The sequence below is a fragment of the Streptomyces sp. NPDC058665 genome, from assembly GCF_042714995.1.
GTDB lineage: Bacteria > Actinomycetota > Actinomycetes > Streptomycetales > Streptomycetaceae > Streptomyces.
The window spans coordinates 45,049-60,619 of sequence record NZ_JBHXRX010000050.1 but is presented as its reverse complement, the minus strand read 5'-3'; the positions used below and the strand labels follow the sequence as shown (position 1 = coordinate 60,619).

Below are 15,571 nucleotides of genomic sequence, written 5' to 3'. Positions count from 1 at the left end.
GACGGGGGGTGTGTCCCCGTCGGCCCGCCGCGTACAGCCGAGTTGACGCCGGCGACGCGCGCCGGCGCGCCCGCCGGTCAGGCGTCGACCTTCTCCATGACCTCGTCCGAGACGTCGAAGTTGGCGAAGACGTTCTGCACGTCGTCGCTGTCCTCCAGCGCGTCGATCAGCTTGAAGATCTTCCGTGCGCCGTCCTCGTCCAGCTCGACCTGCATGGTCGGCACGAAGTTGGTGTCGGCGGAGTCGTAGTCGATGCCGGCCTGCTGGAGCGCCGTGCGGACCTCGACCAGGTCGGTCGCCTCGCTGAGCACCTCGAAGGACTCGCCCAGGTCGTTGACCTCCTCGGCGCCCGCGTCGAGGACCGCGCCGAGGACGTCGTCCTCGCCCAGCTCGCCCTTGGGGACGATCACGACGCCCTTGCGGTGGAACAGGTACGACACGGAGCCGGGGTCGGCCATCGAACCGCCGTTGCGGGTCATCGCGACGCGGACGTCGGAGGCGGCACGGTTGCGGTTGTCGGTCAGACACTCGATGAGCACGGCGACACCGTTGGGCCCGTAACCCTCGTACATGATCGTCTCGTAGTCGGCGCCACCGGCCTCCAGGCCGGCACCGCGCTTGACGGCCGAGTCGATGTTCTTGTTCGGCACCGAGCTCTTCTTCGCCTTCTGGATGGCGTCGAAAAGGGTCGGGTTGCCGTCGACATCGGCGCCCCCGGTGCGGGCCGCGACCTCGATGTTCTTGATCAGCTTCGCGAAGAGCTTGCCGCGCTTGGCATCGATCACGGCCTTCTTGTGCTTCGTCGTAGCCCATTTAGAGTGGCCGGACATCTGCCTGTCTCCTTCGCGTAACCAATCCTGCTCCGTTCGGCAGAGATCCTACCGGGATCCCTTCACCCCGCGGAGCGCACCATCTCCGTGAAGAAGCCGTGCAGCCGGTGGTCGCCGGTGAGTTCGGGGTGGAACGCCGTCGCGAGGGCGTTGCCCTGCCGTACGGCGACGACATGCCCCTCGTGCTCGGCCAGCACCCGCACGTCGGCGCCCACCGACTCGACCCACGGGGCCCGGATGAAGACCCCGTCCACCGGTCCCACACCGGCGACGTCGACGGCCGCCTCGAAGGACTCGTTCTGCCGCCCGAAGGCGTTCCTGCGGACGATCATGTCGATGCCGCCGACGGTCTCCTGCCCGGAGCGCGGGTCGAGGATCTTCTCGGCGAGCAGGATCAGGCCGGCGCAGGTGCCGTAGACGGGCATCCCTTCGCGTACACGCTCACGCAGCGGCTCCAGCATCCCGAAGAGGACGGCCAGTTTGGACATGGTCGTCGACTCGCCGCCGGGGATCACCAGTCCGTCGACGGCGGCCAGTTCGTCCGGACGCCGTACGGTCGTGGGCACGGCACCGGCCGCCGCCAGGGCGGCCAGGTGCTCCCGTACGTCGCCCTGGAGGGCCAGGACGCCAATCAGCGGGCCGCGCGCGGCGTCCTGGTCACCAGCCACGGTTCGCGTAGTGCTCGGACGCGGGCAGGGTGTCGATGTTAATGCCGACCATGGCCTCGCCGAGGTTGCGGGAGGCGTCCGCGACGATCTTGGGGTCGTCGTAGAAGGTGGTGGCCTGGACGATGGCGGCGGCGCGCTTGGCGGGGTCGCCGGACTTGAAGATGCCGGAGCCGACGAAGACGCCCTCCGCGCCGAGCTGGCGCATCAGGGCGGCGTCCGCCGGGGTGGCCACGCCGCCGGCGGAGAAGAGCACGACGGGCAGCTTGCCCAGCTCGGCGACCTCCTTGACGATCTCGTACGGGGCGCGGAGCTCCTTCGCGGCGGCGTACAGCTCGTTGTTGTCGTAGCCGCGCAGCCGGGCGATCTCGTTCTTGATCTGGCGCAGATGACGGACCGCCTCGACGACGTTGCCGGTGCCGGCCTCGCCCTTGGAGCGGATCATGGCCGCGCCCTCGCCGATACGGCGCAGGGCCTCGCCCAGGTTGGTGGCGCCGCAGACGAACGGCGTGGTGAAGGCCCACTTGTCGGAGTGGTTGACCTCGTCGGCCGGGGTGAGGACCTCGGACTCGTCGATGTAGTCGACGCCGAGGGACTGCAGGACCTGGGCCTCCACGAAGTGGCCGATGCGGGACTTGGCCATCACCGGGATCGAGACGGCCTCGATGATGCCCTCGATCATGTCGGGGTCGGACATCCGCGCGACGCCGCCGTCCTTACGGATGTCGGCGGGCACACGCTCCAGCGCCATCACGGCGACCGCGCCGGCGTCCTCGGCGATCTTGGCCTGGTCGGGGGTGACCACATCCATGATCACGCCGCCCTTGAGCTGCTCGGCCATGCCACGCTTCACGCGCGCGGTGCCGGTCTCGGGGGTCTGGCTGGTGGTGGAAAGCGTGCTGGACACGGGAACGACCTCACTGGTTGGACGGGACGGGAGCGGTTGACGAGGCGAAGCAAACCTCTCCGGACCAGTCCACAGCAAGGGCCAATGGAAGGCCTGTGGATCGTTCTCGCGGCCCCCTCCCCCGGCTCCCGCTACGCGGGACGGTTCGCGAGGGCCACCGGCGGCTCGTCGTCCATCTCGAAGGCGAGCGGGAACGGCGCGTGCCCGGCGAGCCGGAACCAGCGGACCGTACGGTGCCGGCGCAGCGCGCGGGCCGCCCGTACGGAGTCGTTGTGGAAGCGCCGGGTCATGGGGACGAGGCGTACGGCGGCGGCCAGCTCGTCGGCGGCCTCGTCGCCGCCCGGAGCCGCCCGTACCGTCTCGACCTGCGCGGGCTCTCCGAAGACGGCCCGCAGCGCCTCGCTCAGCTCGCTCTCGGCCACTTCACGCTGCTCGTCCTCGGCCTGACGGGCGGCGTGCGCGCCCTGGTAGAGCACGATCGAGGCCGCGGGATCGAGGAGGCCCGCGGTGGCCAGCTCCTGGGCGACCGAGGCGCGGCGCAGCAGCTGGGCGTCGAGGGAGGCCCGTGACGCGTCGATCCGCGCGTGCAGCCGGTCGAGGCGGCCGGCGGTCCAGCTGAGGTACAGGCCGATCGCCAAGAGCCCGGCGAAGATCCAGATCAGGGTTTCGGTCACGCACGGCAGGCTACTTGTGGCCGGGGCCTCTTCCACCACCCCGTCCCGAATCCGGGCGCCACGGCCCGCCCCCCCCGGTGCCCCTAGTCCCGCGCCGCCAGCCCGAAGCGGGCGCGGAGGCCGACCCGTTCGTCCGTGGCCACCGACGCCGCGCCGTCCGTCACCGTCTCGTAGACCGCGAGGATGTCCGCCCCCACCGTCGACCAGTCGAAGCGCCGCACATGCGCGCTGCCGCGCTCGCCCAGCTCCTTGCGGCGCGGCGAGTCCCCAAGCAGCCGTACGGCCGCCTCCGCCAGCGCGTCCGCGTCCTCGTTGGCGAACAGTTCCCCGGCCGCACCCTGGTCCAGGACCTGCGCGAACGCGTCCAGGTCGCTCGCCAGCACCGCGGCACCAGCCGACAGCGCCTCGACCAGGATGATGCCGAAGCTCTCACCCCCGGTGTTGGGCGCCACGTACAGGTCGACGCTGCGCAGCAGCCGCGCCTTGTCCTCGTCGCTCACCATGCCGAGGAATTCGACGCTGCCGCGCATCTCCTGGGGAAGCGACTCCACCGCTTCCTTCTCGTCGCCGCGCCCGGCGACGAGCAGCCTCGTGTCCGGGAAGGCTTCGAGAATCCGCGGCAGGGCCTTCATCAGGACGGGCAGCCCCTTGCGCGGCTCGTCGATGCGCCCGACGAAGCCGATCGTGCCGCCCTGCCACTGAGGGTTGATCCCGGCCCTGGCGAAGAAGTCGACGTCGACCCCGTTGGGGATGACGACGGCGTCGCCGCCCAGATGCTCGACCAGCGTGCGCCGGGCGTACTCGCTGACCGCGATCCGTGCGCTTATCTTCTCCAGCGCCGGCTGGAGGATCGGGTACGCGGCGAGCATCACCCGCGAGCGCGGGTTCGACGTGTGGAACGTCGCGACGATCGGCCCCTGCGCCGCCCAGCAGGTGAGCAGCCCGAGCGAGGGCGCGGTGGGTTCGTGGATGTGGATGACGTCGAAGGTGCCGTCGTGCAGCCAGCGCCGTACCCGGGCCGCGGCCAGGAAGCCGAAGTTCAGCCGGGCGACGGAGCCGTTGTACGGCACGGGAACGGCCCGCCCGGCGGAGACCACGAACGGCGGGAGCGGTGTCTCGTCGTCGGCGGGCGCGAGCACCGAGACCTCGTGGCCCAGCCGGATCAGATGGTCCGCGAGATCCCTGATATGGAACTGCACTCCGCCCGGCACGTCCCAGGAGTACGGGCAGACGATGCCGATCTTCACCCGGCCCCACCGACCTTCTCGGGGCTTCCGCCGGAACCGGAACCGGAGCCGGTCCCGCCGTCCGTCCCGTGCCGTGGTTCGAGGTCGGCGAGCCAGAGACGTTGCAGCATGTGCCAGTCCTCCGGGTGCTCCGCGATGCCGGCGGCGAACTTGTCCGCCACGGCCTGTGTCATCACAGACGACTTCTCGGCACGTTTACCTGTCTCCGGCACCTCGACGGCCGGATACACCCGTCCCCGCATGAGTTTCGGCCCGTCGAAGTGGAGCGAGACCGGAAACAGCAGTGCCCCGGTCTGCTGCGCGAGCATCGCGGGCCCGGCCGGCATCCGGGTCTTCTCCCCGAAGAACGTCACCTCGACGCCCGACGCGGACAGATCCCGGTCGGCCACCAGGCACACAAGGCCGCCGGACCGCAGCCGTCGGGCGAGCGTCCCGAAGGCGGTGCCCCCGGTGTGCGGCAGCACCTCCATACCGAGGCTCTCGCGGTATTCGACAAAACGGTCGAAGAGCGATTCGGGCTTGAGCCGTTCCACGACGGTGGTGAACGGAACGCCCATCCCCCGGGTCAGCCAGGCGCCGGCCAGATCCCAGTTGGCCAGATGCGGCAGGGCCAACACGACGCCCCGTCCGCTCTCCAGACCCTCCGTCAGCAGGTGGATGTCCTTGATCTCGACGCTGTCCCGCACCCGCTCCGCGCTCCAGACCGGCAGCCGGAACGACTCCATCCAATACCGCATGTACGAGCGCATGCCGGCCTTCGAGAGCTCCGCGAGACGCTCGGGGCTCGCGTCCGACACCACGCGCGCCAGATTCGATTCGAGCCGCAGCACGTTCGAGCCGCGCCGTCTCCACACGGTGTCGGCGATGGTCCTGCCGAGTGCGACGGCCACCGGTTCGGGGAGCATCTTGACGGTGCTCCAGCCGAGCCCGTACAGGGCGTCGACCAGCCGGTCCCGCCCGCCGCTCATGAGGCCGACCCGCCGGCCCTGGCCGCGTCCGCCTCGGCGGACTCGCGCCGTACGGTCACCACTCGCTGACCGAGTGTCACCAGACTGCCGGCGGCCACCACCCACAGCGCGATCGGCAGCAGGATGTCGATACCGGGCACCCCGAACTTGTGCATGCCGGCGAGCCCCGCCGCCACCAGCGAGATGACGAGGCGCTCGGCGCGCTCGATCAGCCCGTTGACGGCCACCGGCAGCCCTATGGATTCACCGCGGGCCTTCGTGTACGAGACGACCTGGCCGCTCGTCAGACAGAAGATCGACACGGCGCACAGCACGTTGTTGTCGCCCGTCCCCGCGTACCAGAGCGCGAATCCGCCGAAGACCGCGCCATCGGCGACCCGGTCGAGCGTGGAGTCGAGGAAGGCCCCCCACCGGCTGGAGATCCCGGCCTGCCGCGCCATGTTGCCGTCGATGAGGTCGGAGAAGACGAAGAGCGTGATGACGATCGTGCCCCAGAAGAACTCTCCGCGGGGGAAGAAGAACAGCGCTCCCGCCATCACTCCCGCGGTACCGATGAGCGTCACAGCGTCGGGACTCACCCCCCGGCGGAGCAGAAACGCGGCGAACGGGGTGAGGACACGCGTAAAGAATGCACGCGCGTACTTGTTCAGCATGGCCTTCCCGACGGTCGTTGGGCAGGCGGCCCCATCGGCCACCGGCTGGCCCATCGTAGCCAGGACGGCGGCGCTCCACCGCCGGGGAGCCAAGCTCGGGCGGAACGGGCGGTCCCGCCCGACTTGGTGACCGACGTATGGACGCGGGCCGACGCGAGTGGAAAGCTCGAAGGACCACCGTGGGCATCGCTGGAGCTGCCACGCGCGGCCCCCACGCCCGCGCCCGACTCCTCACCGTGCGATCGATCGGGAGGCATGATCATGGGCGACAAGTCGAACGAACATCCCGGGGCCGCCGGCAGGGCGCCGACGGCCGGCCGGCCCTCCTCCGTACGGAACGTGGTGCTGGTCGGCCACAGCGGATCCGGCAAGACGACTCTTGTCGAGGCCCTGGCGCTGACCGCCGGGGCTCTCACCCGGGCGGGCCGCGTGGAGGACGGCGGCACCGTCTCGGACTACGACGAGATCGAGCACCGGCAGCAGCGTTCCGTACAGCTGTCCCTCGTCCCACTGGAGTGGGGAGGGTGCAAGATCAATCTGCTGGACACCCCCGGCTACGCGGATTTCGTCGGGGAACTCAGGGCCGGTCTGCGCGCCGCGGACGCGGCCCTTTTCGTTGTGTCCGCCGCCCAGGAGGCGGAGGCGGTGCCGGGCTCCACCCGCGCGATGTGGGAGGAGTGCGCCGCCGTCGGCATGCCGCGCGCGATCGTCGTGACGCATCTGGAGACCGCGCGCACGGGCTTCGACGAGCTGACGCGGGTCTGCGGCGGGATCTTCGGCGGTGCCGACCCCGACGCCGTCCTGCCCCTGTATCTCCCCGTGTACGGCGCCGAGGGCCCCGACGGGCACGCGCCGGTCACCGGGCTCACCGGACTCCTCACACGGAAGATCTACGACTACTCGTCCGGCGCCCGCGAGGTGCTGGCGCCCGACCCGGGCCGGCTGCCGCTCATCGACGGTGCCCGGGACCGGCTGATCGAGGGGATCATCGCCGAGAGCGAGGACGAGACCCTGATGGAGCGCTATCTGGACGGCGCCGAGATCGACGAGCGCACGCTCGTGGACGATCTGGAGAAGGCTGTCGCCCGCGGTGTCTTCCACCCCGTCCTCGCGGCGGCGCCGGCCGCCGACGGGGCGCGCCAGGGCCTCGGTACGGTCGAGCTGCTCGAACTGATCACACGCGGTTTCCCCACCCCGCTGGAGCGCCGGGCGCCCGAGGTGACGACACCGCGCGGATCGGCGCGCCCGCGCCCGAGCTGCGACCCGGGCGGCCCGCTGGTCGCCGAGGTGGTCAAGACGGCGTCCGACCCGTACGTGGGCCGGCTCTCCCTGGTCCGGGTCTTCTCCGGCACGCTGCGGCCCGACGAGACGGTGCATGTCTCCGGCCACGGGCTCACCGACCGCGGCCACGAGGACCACGACGTGGACGAGCGGATCGGCGCCCTGTCGGCGCCCTTCGGCAAGCGGCAGCGGATCCTGGACAGCTGTATCGCGGGCGATCTGGCGTGTGTGGCGAAGCTGTCGCACGCCGAGACGGGCGACACGCTCTCCGCCACGGACGACCCGCTGCTGATGCGGCCCTGGACGATGCCCGATCCGCTGCTGCCGCTCGCCGTGGAGGCGCACAGCACGTCGGACGAGGACAAGCTCTCGCAGGGTCTCGCGCGGCTCGCGGCCGAGGATCCGACGATGCGCCTGGAGCAGAACCCCGCCACCCGTCAGGTGGTCCTCTGGTGCCTCGGCGAGGCACACATGAACGTGGCCCTGGAGCGGCTGCGCAACCGGTACGGCGTCCAGGTGGACGTCGTACCGCACAAGGTCTCGCTCAGGGAGACCTTCGGCGAGCCCGCGTCGGGGCGTGGCCGGCTCGTCAAACAGTCGGGCGGGCACGGCCAGTTCGCGATCTGCGAGATCGAGGTCGAGCCGCTGCCTGTCGGCTCCGGCGTCGAGTTCGTCGACCGGGTCGTGGGGGGCGCGGTGCCGCGGCAGTTCATCCCCGCCGTGGAGAAGGGCGTCCGGGCGCAGGCGGCGCGCGGTGTGGCCGCCGGGCATCCGCTGGTCGATGTGCGGGTGACGCTGGTGGACGGGAAGTCGCACTCGGTGGACTCCTCGGACGGCGCCTTCCAGACCGCGGGCGCGCTCGCGCTGCGTGAGGCGTCCGGGCAGGCGCGTATCGAACTGCTAGAGCCGGTCGCCACCGTGGAGGTCGTGGTCCCCGACGAGTACGTGGGCCCCGTGATGAGCGATCTGTCGGGGCGGCGCGGCCGGGTGGTCGGCACCGATCAGGCGGGGACGGGACGGACGGTCGTACGGGCGGAGGTGCCGGAGATCGAGATCGGCCGGTACGCGATCGATCTGCGGTCGGTCTCGCACGGCACGGGCCGGTTCAGCCGCTCGTACGCCCGGCACGAGGCGATGCCGGCCCAGGTGGCCGACCGGATCCGGGAGAGCGCCGCCGCCGAGGTGATGGCCTGAGGGCGGCGCCCGGGAGACGGGAGCCGCGCGGTGCCGGGACCTGTTTCGCCCTGACGCGGGGTGTGTGCCCCGGGTTACGCTGTGGTGCGCCCCAGCTCAGCAGGTGTGCGGGGCACGGTAGTTGGGAAAAGGGCGCAGCAGCGGATGCTCGCGGCGATGGGGGCGGACAGTGGCGCAGGACGGATTCGATTTCTCTCCGGGGGCTCAGGTTCCGCTCCAGGGGTCGGCGGGGCAGACGGCGGCGACGCATGCCCTTGCCTCGGCGGCGTATCGCGACAGCTCCGTCGAGGAGATCCTCAAGGCCGACAGCGAGTGGCACAAGTCGACGGTGAAGAAGGGCAAGGTGTCGCTCTTCGAGCCGAATCTGGGTGAGGCGTTCTCGCGCGCGGTGCAGACGCGGATGCTGGGTGGCGGCCGTGCCGCGCTGATCCAGTCCTTCGGTACGGAACCGCAGGCGGTGGTCGAGCACTGTCTGGCGGCGATCCGCATCCGTAAGGAGCGTGACACCCGGCTCACCGTGGTGGCCGTCGTGTTCGGCCTGCTGTTCCTGCCGGGGATGCTGCTGTGGATCGGCGTCTTCCAGCTGCGCAGGACGCTGGCGGGGTCGAAGGACAAGAACGCCGGTGCGATCGGCGGCGCGCTGCTGTTCGGTGTCGCCGCGCTGGCCGTGGTCTTTCTGATCGCGCTGCCGTTCACGGGCTTCCTCGGCTGGTATCTGCGCGGTGTGATCGTGGCGCCCGTCATCGGGTGGCTGCTCGCCAAGCGGATCTGCGAGACGACGGCCAAGGACCTGCGGGCCCGCTGGAGCGATCTCCTGTCGGGCGGCGGCCTCGGCGCCAAGGTGCCCGAGGCGGTGCCGGGGCATCCCGACGAGACCGCGCGGGAGGAACTGCGCCACGGTCTTGAGAAGCTGACGGCCGAACAGCGTTCCAACGCGGTCTTCTACGCCGGTCCCAAGGGCATATTGGGTATGGGCACCCGGTGGGGCAGCTGGACGCTCGCGGAGGACCTGGTTCCTAAAGAGGCCGGCAAGGAGATCCACCAGTTCCGCAGTTACGACGTGATACGGGCGATGCACGACCAGCTGAAGATGCTGGAGCGCGGCCCGCTCAACTCCGGTGGTTTTCCCAAGCCCGAGGTGAAGCACTGGATCGTTCGGCCGGTCGCCGAGAACGCCGGATCGGTCAGCAGGCCGGAGGGCCAGGACGTCGAGACGTACCAGGTCAAGCCGCACGAGATACAGCGGATCTGCAACCACCAGCAGTTCGGCGCGGGTGACCGGCACTATCTGGGCGTGCAGTTCGTGCTGTGGGACGGCCAGTTGGTCATCACGATGATGATCACGGTGACGGTCCTGCACGAGACACTGCGTATCGAGGTGACGGGTCACGCGCTGGGGCCGGTGAACGGCATCTTCTTCTCGAAGCCCTCGCCCAAGACGGTCACGACGGCCAAGACGGTCCGCTTCTGGGAGACCAGGACGCGCAACCTGCCGCTGGTGGAGGCGAAGGAGGCGGTGCGGCTGGCGGTGCGCGCCCCGTTCACCTGGTATCCGCCGATCCTCGACTTCCTCGGCGGAAAGCTGTCGCTGCCCGAGCCGTTCGGTCTGCGGCACGTCTGGGCGGACAAGCCGTGGCGCCACCGCTTCATGGCCGACGACGCGATGCGCGCGGCGACGCCGGTGCTGCGGGTGGCGCACGCGGCGGCCCTGCGCGTGCTGGACGAGAACGGCGTGGACACCGCGCGCTTCGGCAGCCGCTCCTCGTCCCTCAGCGGCGCGGTCCAGGACCCGACACCGAAGAAGGCCGACGTGTACGACGCGTAGTGAGGGGGCCTGATCGGAGCGACAGGCCCTACGCGTCGCCCTTCGGCCACGCGTCGGCGAGCATCACCCGGGTGTCGGCGAGGAGTTGGGGCAGCACCCGGGTGCGGGCGATGACCGGCATGAAGTTGGCGTCGCCGCCCCAGCGGGGCACGACGTGCTGGTGCAGATGGGCGGCGATGCCGGCGCCGGCCACAGTGCCCTGGTTCATACCGATGTTGAAGCCGTGCGCCCCGGAGGCCGTACGCAGCGCGGTCATCGCCTGCTTGGTGAAGAGGGCCAGTTCGGCGGTCTCGGCGTCGTCGAGCTCCGTGTAGTCGGCGACGTGCCGGAACGGTACGACCAGGAGATGGCCGCCGTTGTACGGATACAGGTTCAGCACCGCGTAGACCGACTCGCCGCGGGCGATGACGAGCCCGTCCTCGTCCGACTTGAGCGGGATGGAGCAGAAGGGACAGCCCTCGCCGGCGTCCGGGCCGGTGGGCTTGTTCTCGCCCTGGATGTAGGCCATCCGGTGGGGCGTCCACAGGCGCTGGAACGCGTCCGGGCTGCCCACTCCGATCTGCTGCTCCGGCTCACTCGTCATGCTGTGCAGCATATGACTTCGGCCCGGTGACGCGTGTCGCCGGGCCTGCCCCGTACACACTGCGGCCATGCTGGCGCGATGCATGTCCGGAACCGAGCGAACCGCCTGCGTGACTGGGAGCGGCGCGCCGAACTGCCCCTGCTCATCGCCTCGCTGCTCTTCCTCGCCTGTTACGCGGTGCTGGTGCTGAACCACAGCCGCGATCCGCTCCTCGGCGATGTCGCGCTGAGTGTCCTGTTCGCCGTCTGGGCGCTGTTCGCGGGTGACTACGCGGTACGTCTGGTGCTGAGCGGCCAGGGTGCCCGCTTCGTCACGAAGCACTGGCTCGACACGGTCGTCCTTCTGCTGCCGCTGCTGCGCCCGGTGCGGATCGTGAGCACGTACGTGACGCTCCAGCGCCGCCGTGACCAGCCGCGGCTGAGCCTGTACGGGCGGGTGATGTCGTACGCGGGTGTGACGGCCGTGCTGCTCAGCTTCGCCTGCGCGCTCGCGGTCTACCAGCAGGAGCGCGGTGCGCCCGGGGCCACCATCCGGACCTTCGGGGACTCGGTGTGGTGGGCCTGCTCGGCGATCACCACGGTCGGGTACGGCGATGTCACCCCGGTGACGCCGCTGGGCCGGCTGTTCGCGGTCTTTCTGATGGTCTGCGGTCTGGCGCTGCTGGGGGCGGTGACGGGTTCGTTCTCGTCGTGGCTGATCCAGGTCTTCGGCCGGGAGGACCTGGCGAGGACGGCGGACCAGGGCCCCCCGGGGGGCCGGGGAGAGGGCGCTGAACGGCCTCCGGAGGGCTGATGTCTCCCGGAGGCCCTAGGCCCTGTCCGGTGGATCTTCAAGGGCCCGGAACGCCCGGCACGGCACCTCGCCGCGTTGCCGAAATGCCCACAGGAAACCACCCTGCGGGCACTTCGGCGCCTTGCGATGCACCGCACCAGACGCCCCGGGCTATCCGCGAAGATCCACCGGACAGGACCTAGCGGTCCCGCCGCGTCGTCTCAGACCTGTACGCGGCGCTCCACGACGTCCAGCAGCTCCGCGAGCGCCTCGTCGGCCGGGATGCCGTTCTTCTGCGTGCCGTCCCGGTAGCGGAAGGACACCGCGCCGTTGGCGACGTCCTCGTCACCAACGATGATCATGAACGGCGTCTTGGCCTTCTGGTGGTTGCGGATCTTCTTCTGCATGCGGTCCGCCGACGCGTCCACCTCGACGCGCAGCCCCTTGGCCTTCGCCCGCTCGGCGAACTCCTGGAGGTAGGGCACATGCGCGTCGCCGACCGGGATGCCGACCGCCTGGACGGGCGCCAGCCAGGCCGGGAACGCGCCCGCGTAGTGCTCCAGGAGCACGGCGAAGAAACGCTCGATCGAGCCGAAGAGCGCCCGGTGGATCATGACCGGCTGCTGCTTGGTGCCGTCGGACGCGGTGTACTCCAGCTCGAACCGCTTCGGCTGCTGGAAGTCGACCTGGATGGTCGACATCTGCCAGGACCTGCCGATGGCGTCCTTGGCCTGGACGGAGATCTTGGGCCCGTAGTACGCGGCGCCGCCCGGGTCGGGGACGAGCGGCAGCCCCTGCTTGTCCGCTGCCTGCTGGAGCGCCGCCGTGGCCTCCTCCCACTCCGCGTCCTCGCCCATGAACTTGTCCGAATCCGGGTCCCGGGTGGACAGTTCGAGCTCGAACTCGGACAGGCCGTAGTCGCGCAGCAGCTCCAGGACGAAGGTGAGCAGGGAGTCCAGCTCCTGCGGCATCTCCTCCTTGGTGCAGTAGATGTGCGCGTCGTCCTGGGTGAAGCCGCGGGAGCGGGTGAGGCCGTGCACGACACCGGACTTCTCGTAGCGGTAGACCGTGCCGAACTCGAACAGGCGCAGCGGCAGCTCGCGGTAGGACCGCCCGCGCGCCTTGAAGATCAGATTGTGCATCGGGCAGTTCATGGCCTTGAGGTAGTAGTCCTGGCCGTCGAACTCCATGGGCGGGAACATGCCGTCCGCGTAGTGCGGCAGGTGCCCGGAGGTCTCGAAGAGCTTCTTCTTCGAGATGTGCGGGGTGTTGACGAACTCGTACCCGGACACCTCGTGACGGTGGCGTGAGTACTGCTCCATCTCCTTGCGGATCACCCCGCCCTTGGGGTGGAAGACCGCGAGACCGGAGCCCAGCTCGTCGGGGAAGGAGAACAGGTCCAGCTCACTGCCCAGCCTGCGGTGGTCGCGGCGCTCGGCCTCGGCGAGGAAGTCGAGGTGGGCCTTGAGCTCTTCCTTGGACGGCCACGCGGTGCCGTAGATCCGCTGGAGCTGCGGGTTCTTCTCGCTGCCGCGCCAGTAGGCGGCGGCGGAGCGCATCAGCTTGAAGGCCGGGATGTTACGGGTGGTGGGCAGGTGCGGGCCCCGGCACAGGTCCTTCCAGCACAGCTCACCGGTCTTGGCGTCGAGGTTGTCGTAGATCGTCAGCTCACCGGCGCCGACCTCGGCGGACGCGCCCTCGGCGGCGTCCGCGGCCTTGCCCTTGAGCCCGATCAGCTCGATCTTGTACGGCTCGCCGGCCAGCTCCACGCGCGCGTCCTCGTCGGTGGTGACCCGCCGGGAGAACCGCTGGCCGCGCTTCTGGATCTCCTGCATCTTCTTCTCGACGGCCTTGATGTCGTCGGGGGTGAAGGGCTCGGCGACATCGAAGTCGTAGTAGAAGCCGTCCTTGATCGGCGGACCGATACCCAGCTTGGCCTCGGGGAACAGCTCCTGCACGGCCTGCGCCATGACATGCGCGGTGGAGTGGCGCAGGATGTTCAGGCCGTCCTCGGAGGAGATCTCCACGGGCTCGACGGTCTCGCCGTCGGCGACCTCGCAGGAAAGGTCCTTCAGCTCGCCGCCCACCCGGGCGGCGACCACGGTGCGCTCGCCGGGGAAGAGGTCGGCCGCCGTAGTGCCCGTCGTCACCACGCGCTCTTCCCGCTCGGAATCGCGTTCGATGGTCACGCGGACATCTGACACCGGTCTCTCCTGACTCACGGGGTGCGCAGGCTCGTTTCCGTACGCGACGGGAATCGTACCGAGCCCGAGGGGTCACTCGCTAAACGCTTCAATTGTGCCGCCATCTCCGGCGTACGCCGCAAAGGGTGCGGGTATGACCGATTCGGGCGGTCGGCCGGATGCCATCTGCCACGCGTGCGCGAGGAGTTCGGGGATGACGCACTGGTACGAGGGCCCCCTGGCCGCATTCGACATCGAGACGACGGGCACCGACGCCGAGGAGGACCGGATCGTCTCGGCCGCCCTCGTCGTCCAGGACATATCGGGCTCCCGGGCCCGGGTCACCCGCTGGCTGGTCAACCCGGGGATCCCGGTGCCGGTCGAGGCGACCGAAGTGCACGGGCTCACCGACGCGTTGGTCCAGCGCACGGGCCGCTGGCCGGCTCCGGTGATCGAGGAGGTCGGGCGGGGACTCGCCGAGCAGTGCATGGCGGGCCGGCCGCTGGTGGTGATGAACGCGCCGTTCGGTCTGACACTGCTCGACCGCGAGATGCGGCGCCACCGCGGCTCGTCCATGGCGCGGTATCTGGAGAACGCGCCGTTCTGCGTCCTGGACCCGGGCGTGCTCGACCGGCATCTCGATCCGTTCCGCAAGGGCCGGCGGCGGCTGATCGACCTCTGTTCGCTGTACGGGGTGATGCTGGACGGTTCGCACGACGCCGCGGCCGACGCGGTGGCGGCGCTGGAGGTGGTCCGGTCGGTGGGGCGCCGGTTCGCCACGACGACACAGCAGCTCACCGCGGCCCAGTTGCACGCCCGGCAGGCCTCCTGGCACGCGGCGCAGTCACGCGGCCGGCCGGAGTGGTTCGCGCGGGGCGGTTCACGTGCGGCAGCCGGCCCGGCGTGGCCGCTGCGGCCCCAAATACCGGTGGTGGCCTGACCGTTCGGGGGTCCGCGCGGGGGGCGGGTGCCGGGGCGGGTCCGAGGCACGTCCGACAACAGCGAGGCCGGTCCGTCAGCGACGGACCGGCCTTTCCCGGTGGGCGATACTGGGTTCGAACCAGTGACCTCTTCGGTGTGAACGAAGCGCTCTCCCACTGAGCTAATCGCCCGGGAACGGACTGAACCATACAGGTCTCGCCGGGTTTCGTTCAAACGGTATGACGGCCCGCCAAGGGCTGTCCCGTAATCCCCGGTGGATCAGCGCGCGGCGTCGGATGCGGTGCATCGCAAGGCGGAGGGTCGTCCTCATACTGGGCGTATTCGGGCGATCCGACAACGCGGCGAGGTGCCGTAGCTGTCGTCGCGCGCCCGCCGGGGATTACAGGACAGCCCTGAGGACCTTCCGCAGCCCCCGCCGCCCCGCCCGCATCATCAGCGCGTGATTGGCGAGGAAGAAGGGCCGGCCGGGCACGGCGAGGCGCCGCAGCAGCGGCTTGTTGACGTCGACCTCCTGCTCGTACAGGGCGCGGGTGCCGCTGCCCCGTGCGCTCAGGGTCCAGCGCGCCCAGCCTTCGAGATCGCCCGTCATCGCGATTTCGAGGACGCGGGCACGCGGGTCGTTCCTGCTCTCGCGGGCGTGGACGAAGAGGTCGTACGGAATCAGCGACCGGAACCGGGCCGTCCCGCCGCGCTCGTCGACGGGGATCACCTCCCGGACCTGGGGCCACCAGTCGGGATACTCACCGGCCCGTTCCAGCACGCCGAACACGGTGTCCGGGGCGGCGTCGAGATCCCAGACGCTGCGGAAGCGGTAGTGATGCCAGTCCATGCGCCAAGTGTGCGCGCCC

14 protein-coding genes and 1 tRNA gene are annotated in these 15,571 nt (G+C 70.2%); 4 read left to right on the top strand and 11 right to left on the bottom strand.

Annotated features, from left to right (window positions below; genetic code table 11):
* Positions 1-77 precede the first annotated feature (77 nt).
* The 7 genes from ACFWV8_RS27875 to pgsA all read right to left on the bottom strand — a co-directional run bounded on the left by ACFWV8_RS27875 (position 78) and on the right by pgsA (position 5,998).
* Positions 78-830 carry a YebC/PmpR family DNA-binding transcriptional regulator gene (locus ACFWV8_RS27875; protein ID WP_329389879.1) on the bottom strand — a complete coding sequence of 251 codons (753 nt, stop codon included), beginning with the start codon at positions 828-830 and terminating at the stop codon, positions 78-80.
* A 62-nt stretch (positions 831-892) separates the two neighbouring features.
* Positions 893-1,498 carry a pyridoxal 5'-phosphate synthase glutaminase subunit PdxT gene (gene pdxT, locus ACFWV8_RS27870; RefSeq protein ID WP_329389877.1) on the bottom strand — a complete coding sequence of 202 codons (606 nt, stop codon included), beginning with the start codon at positions 1,496-1,498 and terminating at the stop codon, positions 893-895.
* Positions 1,488-2,402 (bottom strand): pyridoxal 5'-phosphate synthase lyase subunit PdxS, encoded by a 915-nt coding sequence (gene pdxS, locus ACFWV8_RS27865; RefSeq protein ID WP_384209408.1) that lies wholly within the window; start codon positions 2,400-2,402, stop codon positions 1,488-1,490. Before pdxS ends, pdxT begins: the two co-directional genes overlap by 11 nt.
* A 131-nt stretch (positions 2,403-2,533) precedes the next feature.
* The gene (locus tag ACFWV8_RS27860; protein ID WP_329389872.1) at positions 2,534-3,076 is read right to left on the bottom strand and encodes a hypothetical protein; all 543 of its coding nucleotides are present in this window, start codon (positions 3,074-3,076) and stop codon (positions 2,534-2,536) included.
* A gap of 83 nt (positions 3,077-3,159) precedes the next feature.
* The gene (locus ACFWV8_RS27855; protein WP_384209404.1) at positions 3,160-4,323 is read right to left on the bottom strand and encodes a glycosyltransferase family 4 protein; all 1,164 of its coding nucleotides are present in this window, start codon (positions 4,321-4,323) and stop codon (positions 3,160-3,162) included.
* Positions 4,320-5,291, bottom strand: coding sequence for a phosphatidylinositol mannoside acyltransferase (locus ACFWV8_RS27850; RefSeq protein ID WP_384209397.1), 972 nt, complete (start codon positions 5,289-5,291; stop codon positions 4,320-4,322). The genes ACFWV8_RS27855 and ACFWV8_RS27850 overlap by 4 nt, the downstream gene beginning before the upstream one ends.
* On the bottom strand, positions 5,288-5,998 hold the full coding sequence (gene pgsA, locus ACFWV8_RS27845) for a phosphatidylinositol phosphate synthase (protein WP_329389866.1): 711 nt from the start codon (positions 5,996-5,998) through the stop codon (positions 5,288-5,290). Before pgsA ends, ACFWV8_RS27850 begins: the two co-directional genes overlap by 4 nt.
* A 207-nt stretch (positions 5,999-6,205) precedes the next feature.
* Between pgsA and ACFWV8_RS27840 the strand changes: the two genes are divergently transcribed.
* Both ACFWV8_RS27840 and ACFWV8_RS27835 read left to right on the top strand, forming a co-directional pair.
* Entirely contained in the window at positions 6,206-8,419 is a 2,214-nt protein-coding gene (locus ACFWV8_RS27840) for an elongation factor G-like protein EF-G2 (RefSeq protein WP_384209387.1), read from the top strand.
* Positions 8,420-8,588: 169 nt separating this feature from the next.
* Positions 8,589-10,244 (top strand): hypothetical protein, encoded by a 1,656-nt coding sequence (locus tag ACFWV8_RS27835; protein WP_329389862.1) that lies wholly within the window; start codon positions 8,589-8,591, stop codon positions 10,242-10,244.
* 28 nt (positions 10,245-10,272) lie between these two features.
* Here the strand turns inward: ACFWV8_RS27835 and ACFWV8_RS27830 are convergent, their stop codons facing one another.
* Entirely contained in the window at positions 10,273-10,839 is a 567-nt protein-coding gene (locus tag ACFWV8_RS27830) for an HIT family protein (RefSeq protein ID WP_384209377.1), read from the bottom strand.
* A 66-nt stretch (positions 10,840-10,905) separates the two neighbouring features.
* Between ACFWV8_RS27830 and ACFWV8_RS27825 the strand changes: the two genes are divergently transcribed.
* A complete protein-coding gene (locus ACFWV8_RS27825) occupies positions 10,906-11,619 on the top strand; it encodes a potassium channel family protein (RefSeq protein ID WP_384209371.1) in 714 nt (237 codons plus the stop codon).
* A gap of 200 nt (positions 11,620-11,819) precedes the next feature.
* On the opposite strand, the gene thrS is transcribed toward ACFWV8_RS27825, so the two are convergent.
* Positions 11,820-13,802, bottom strand: coding sequence for a threonine--tRNA ligase (thrS, locus tag ACFWV8_RS27820; protein ID WP_384209366.1), 1,983 nt, complete (start codon positions 13,800-13,802; stop codon positions 11,820-11,822).
* Between the two features lie 193 nt (positions 13,803-13,995).
* Between thrS and ACFWV8_RS27815 the strand changes: the two genes are divergently transcribed.
* Entirely contained in the window at positions 13,996-14,721 is a 726-nt protein-coding gene (locus tag ACFWV8_RS27815; protein WP_384209359.1) for an exonuclease domain-containing protein, read from the top strand.
* A 100-nt stretch (positions 14,722-14,821) separates the two neighbouring features.
* Here the strand turns inward: ACFWV8_RS27815 and ACFWV8_RS27810 are convergent.
* Both ACFWV8_RS27810 and ACFWV8_RS27805 read right to left on the bottom strand, forming a co-directional pair.
* A tRNA-Val gene (locus ACFWV8_RS27810) sits at positions 14,822-14,893 on the bottom strand.
* Positions 14,894-15,102: 209 nt separating this feature from the next.
* Positions 15,103-15,552 (bottom strand): SRPBCC family protein, encoded by a 450-nt coding sequence (locus ACFWV8_RS27805; RefSeq protein ID WP_384209356.1) that lies wholly within the window; start codon positions 15,550-15,552, stop codon positions 15,103-15,105.
* Positions 15,553-15,571: the final 19 nt, after the last annotated feature.

Coding starts and splice junctions, on each gene's coding strand:
- ACFWV8_RS27875 (WP_329389879.1), bottom strand. CDS start 830: ATGTCCGGCCACTCTAAATGGGCTACGACGAAGCACAAGAAGGCCGTG.
- ACFWV8_RS27850 (WP_384209397.1), bottom strand. CDS start 5,291: ATGAGCGGCGGGCGGGACCGGCTGGTCGACGCCCTGTACGGGCTCGGC.
- pgsA (WP_329389866.1), bottom strand. CDS start 5,998: ATGGGCCAGCCGGTGGCCGATGGGGCCGCCTGCCCAACGACCGTCGGG.
- ACFWV8_RS27840 (WP_384209387.1), top strand. CDS start 6,206: ATGGGCGACAAGTCGAACGAACATCCCGGGGCCGCCGGCAGGGCGCCG.
- ACFWV8_RS27830 (WP_384209377.1), bottom strand. CDS start 10,839: ATGCTGCACAGCATGACGAGTGAGCCGGAGCAGCAGATCGGAGTGGGC.
- ACFWV8_RS27825 (WP_384209371.1), top strand. CDS start 10,906: ATGCATGTCCGGAACCGAGCGAACCGCCTGCGTGACTGGGAGCGGCGC.
- ACFWV8_RS27815 (WP_384209359.1), top strand. CDS start 13,996: ATGACGCACTGGTACGAGGGCCCCCTGGCCGCATTCGACATCGAGACG.
- ACFWV8_RS27805 (WP_384209356.1), bottom strand. CDS start 15,552: ATGGACTGGCATCACTACCGCTTCCGCAGCGTCTGGGATCTCGACGCC.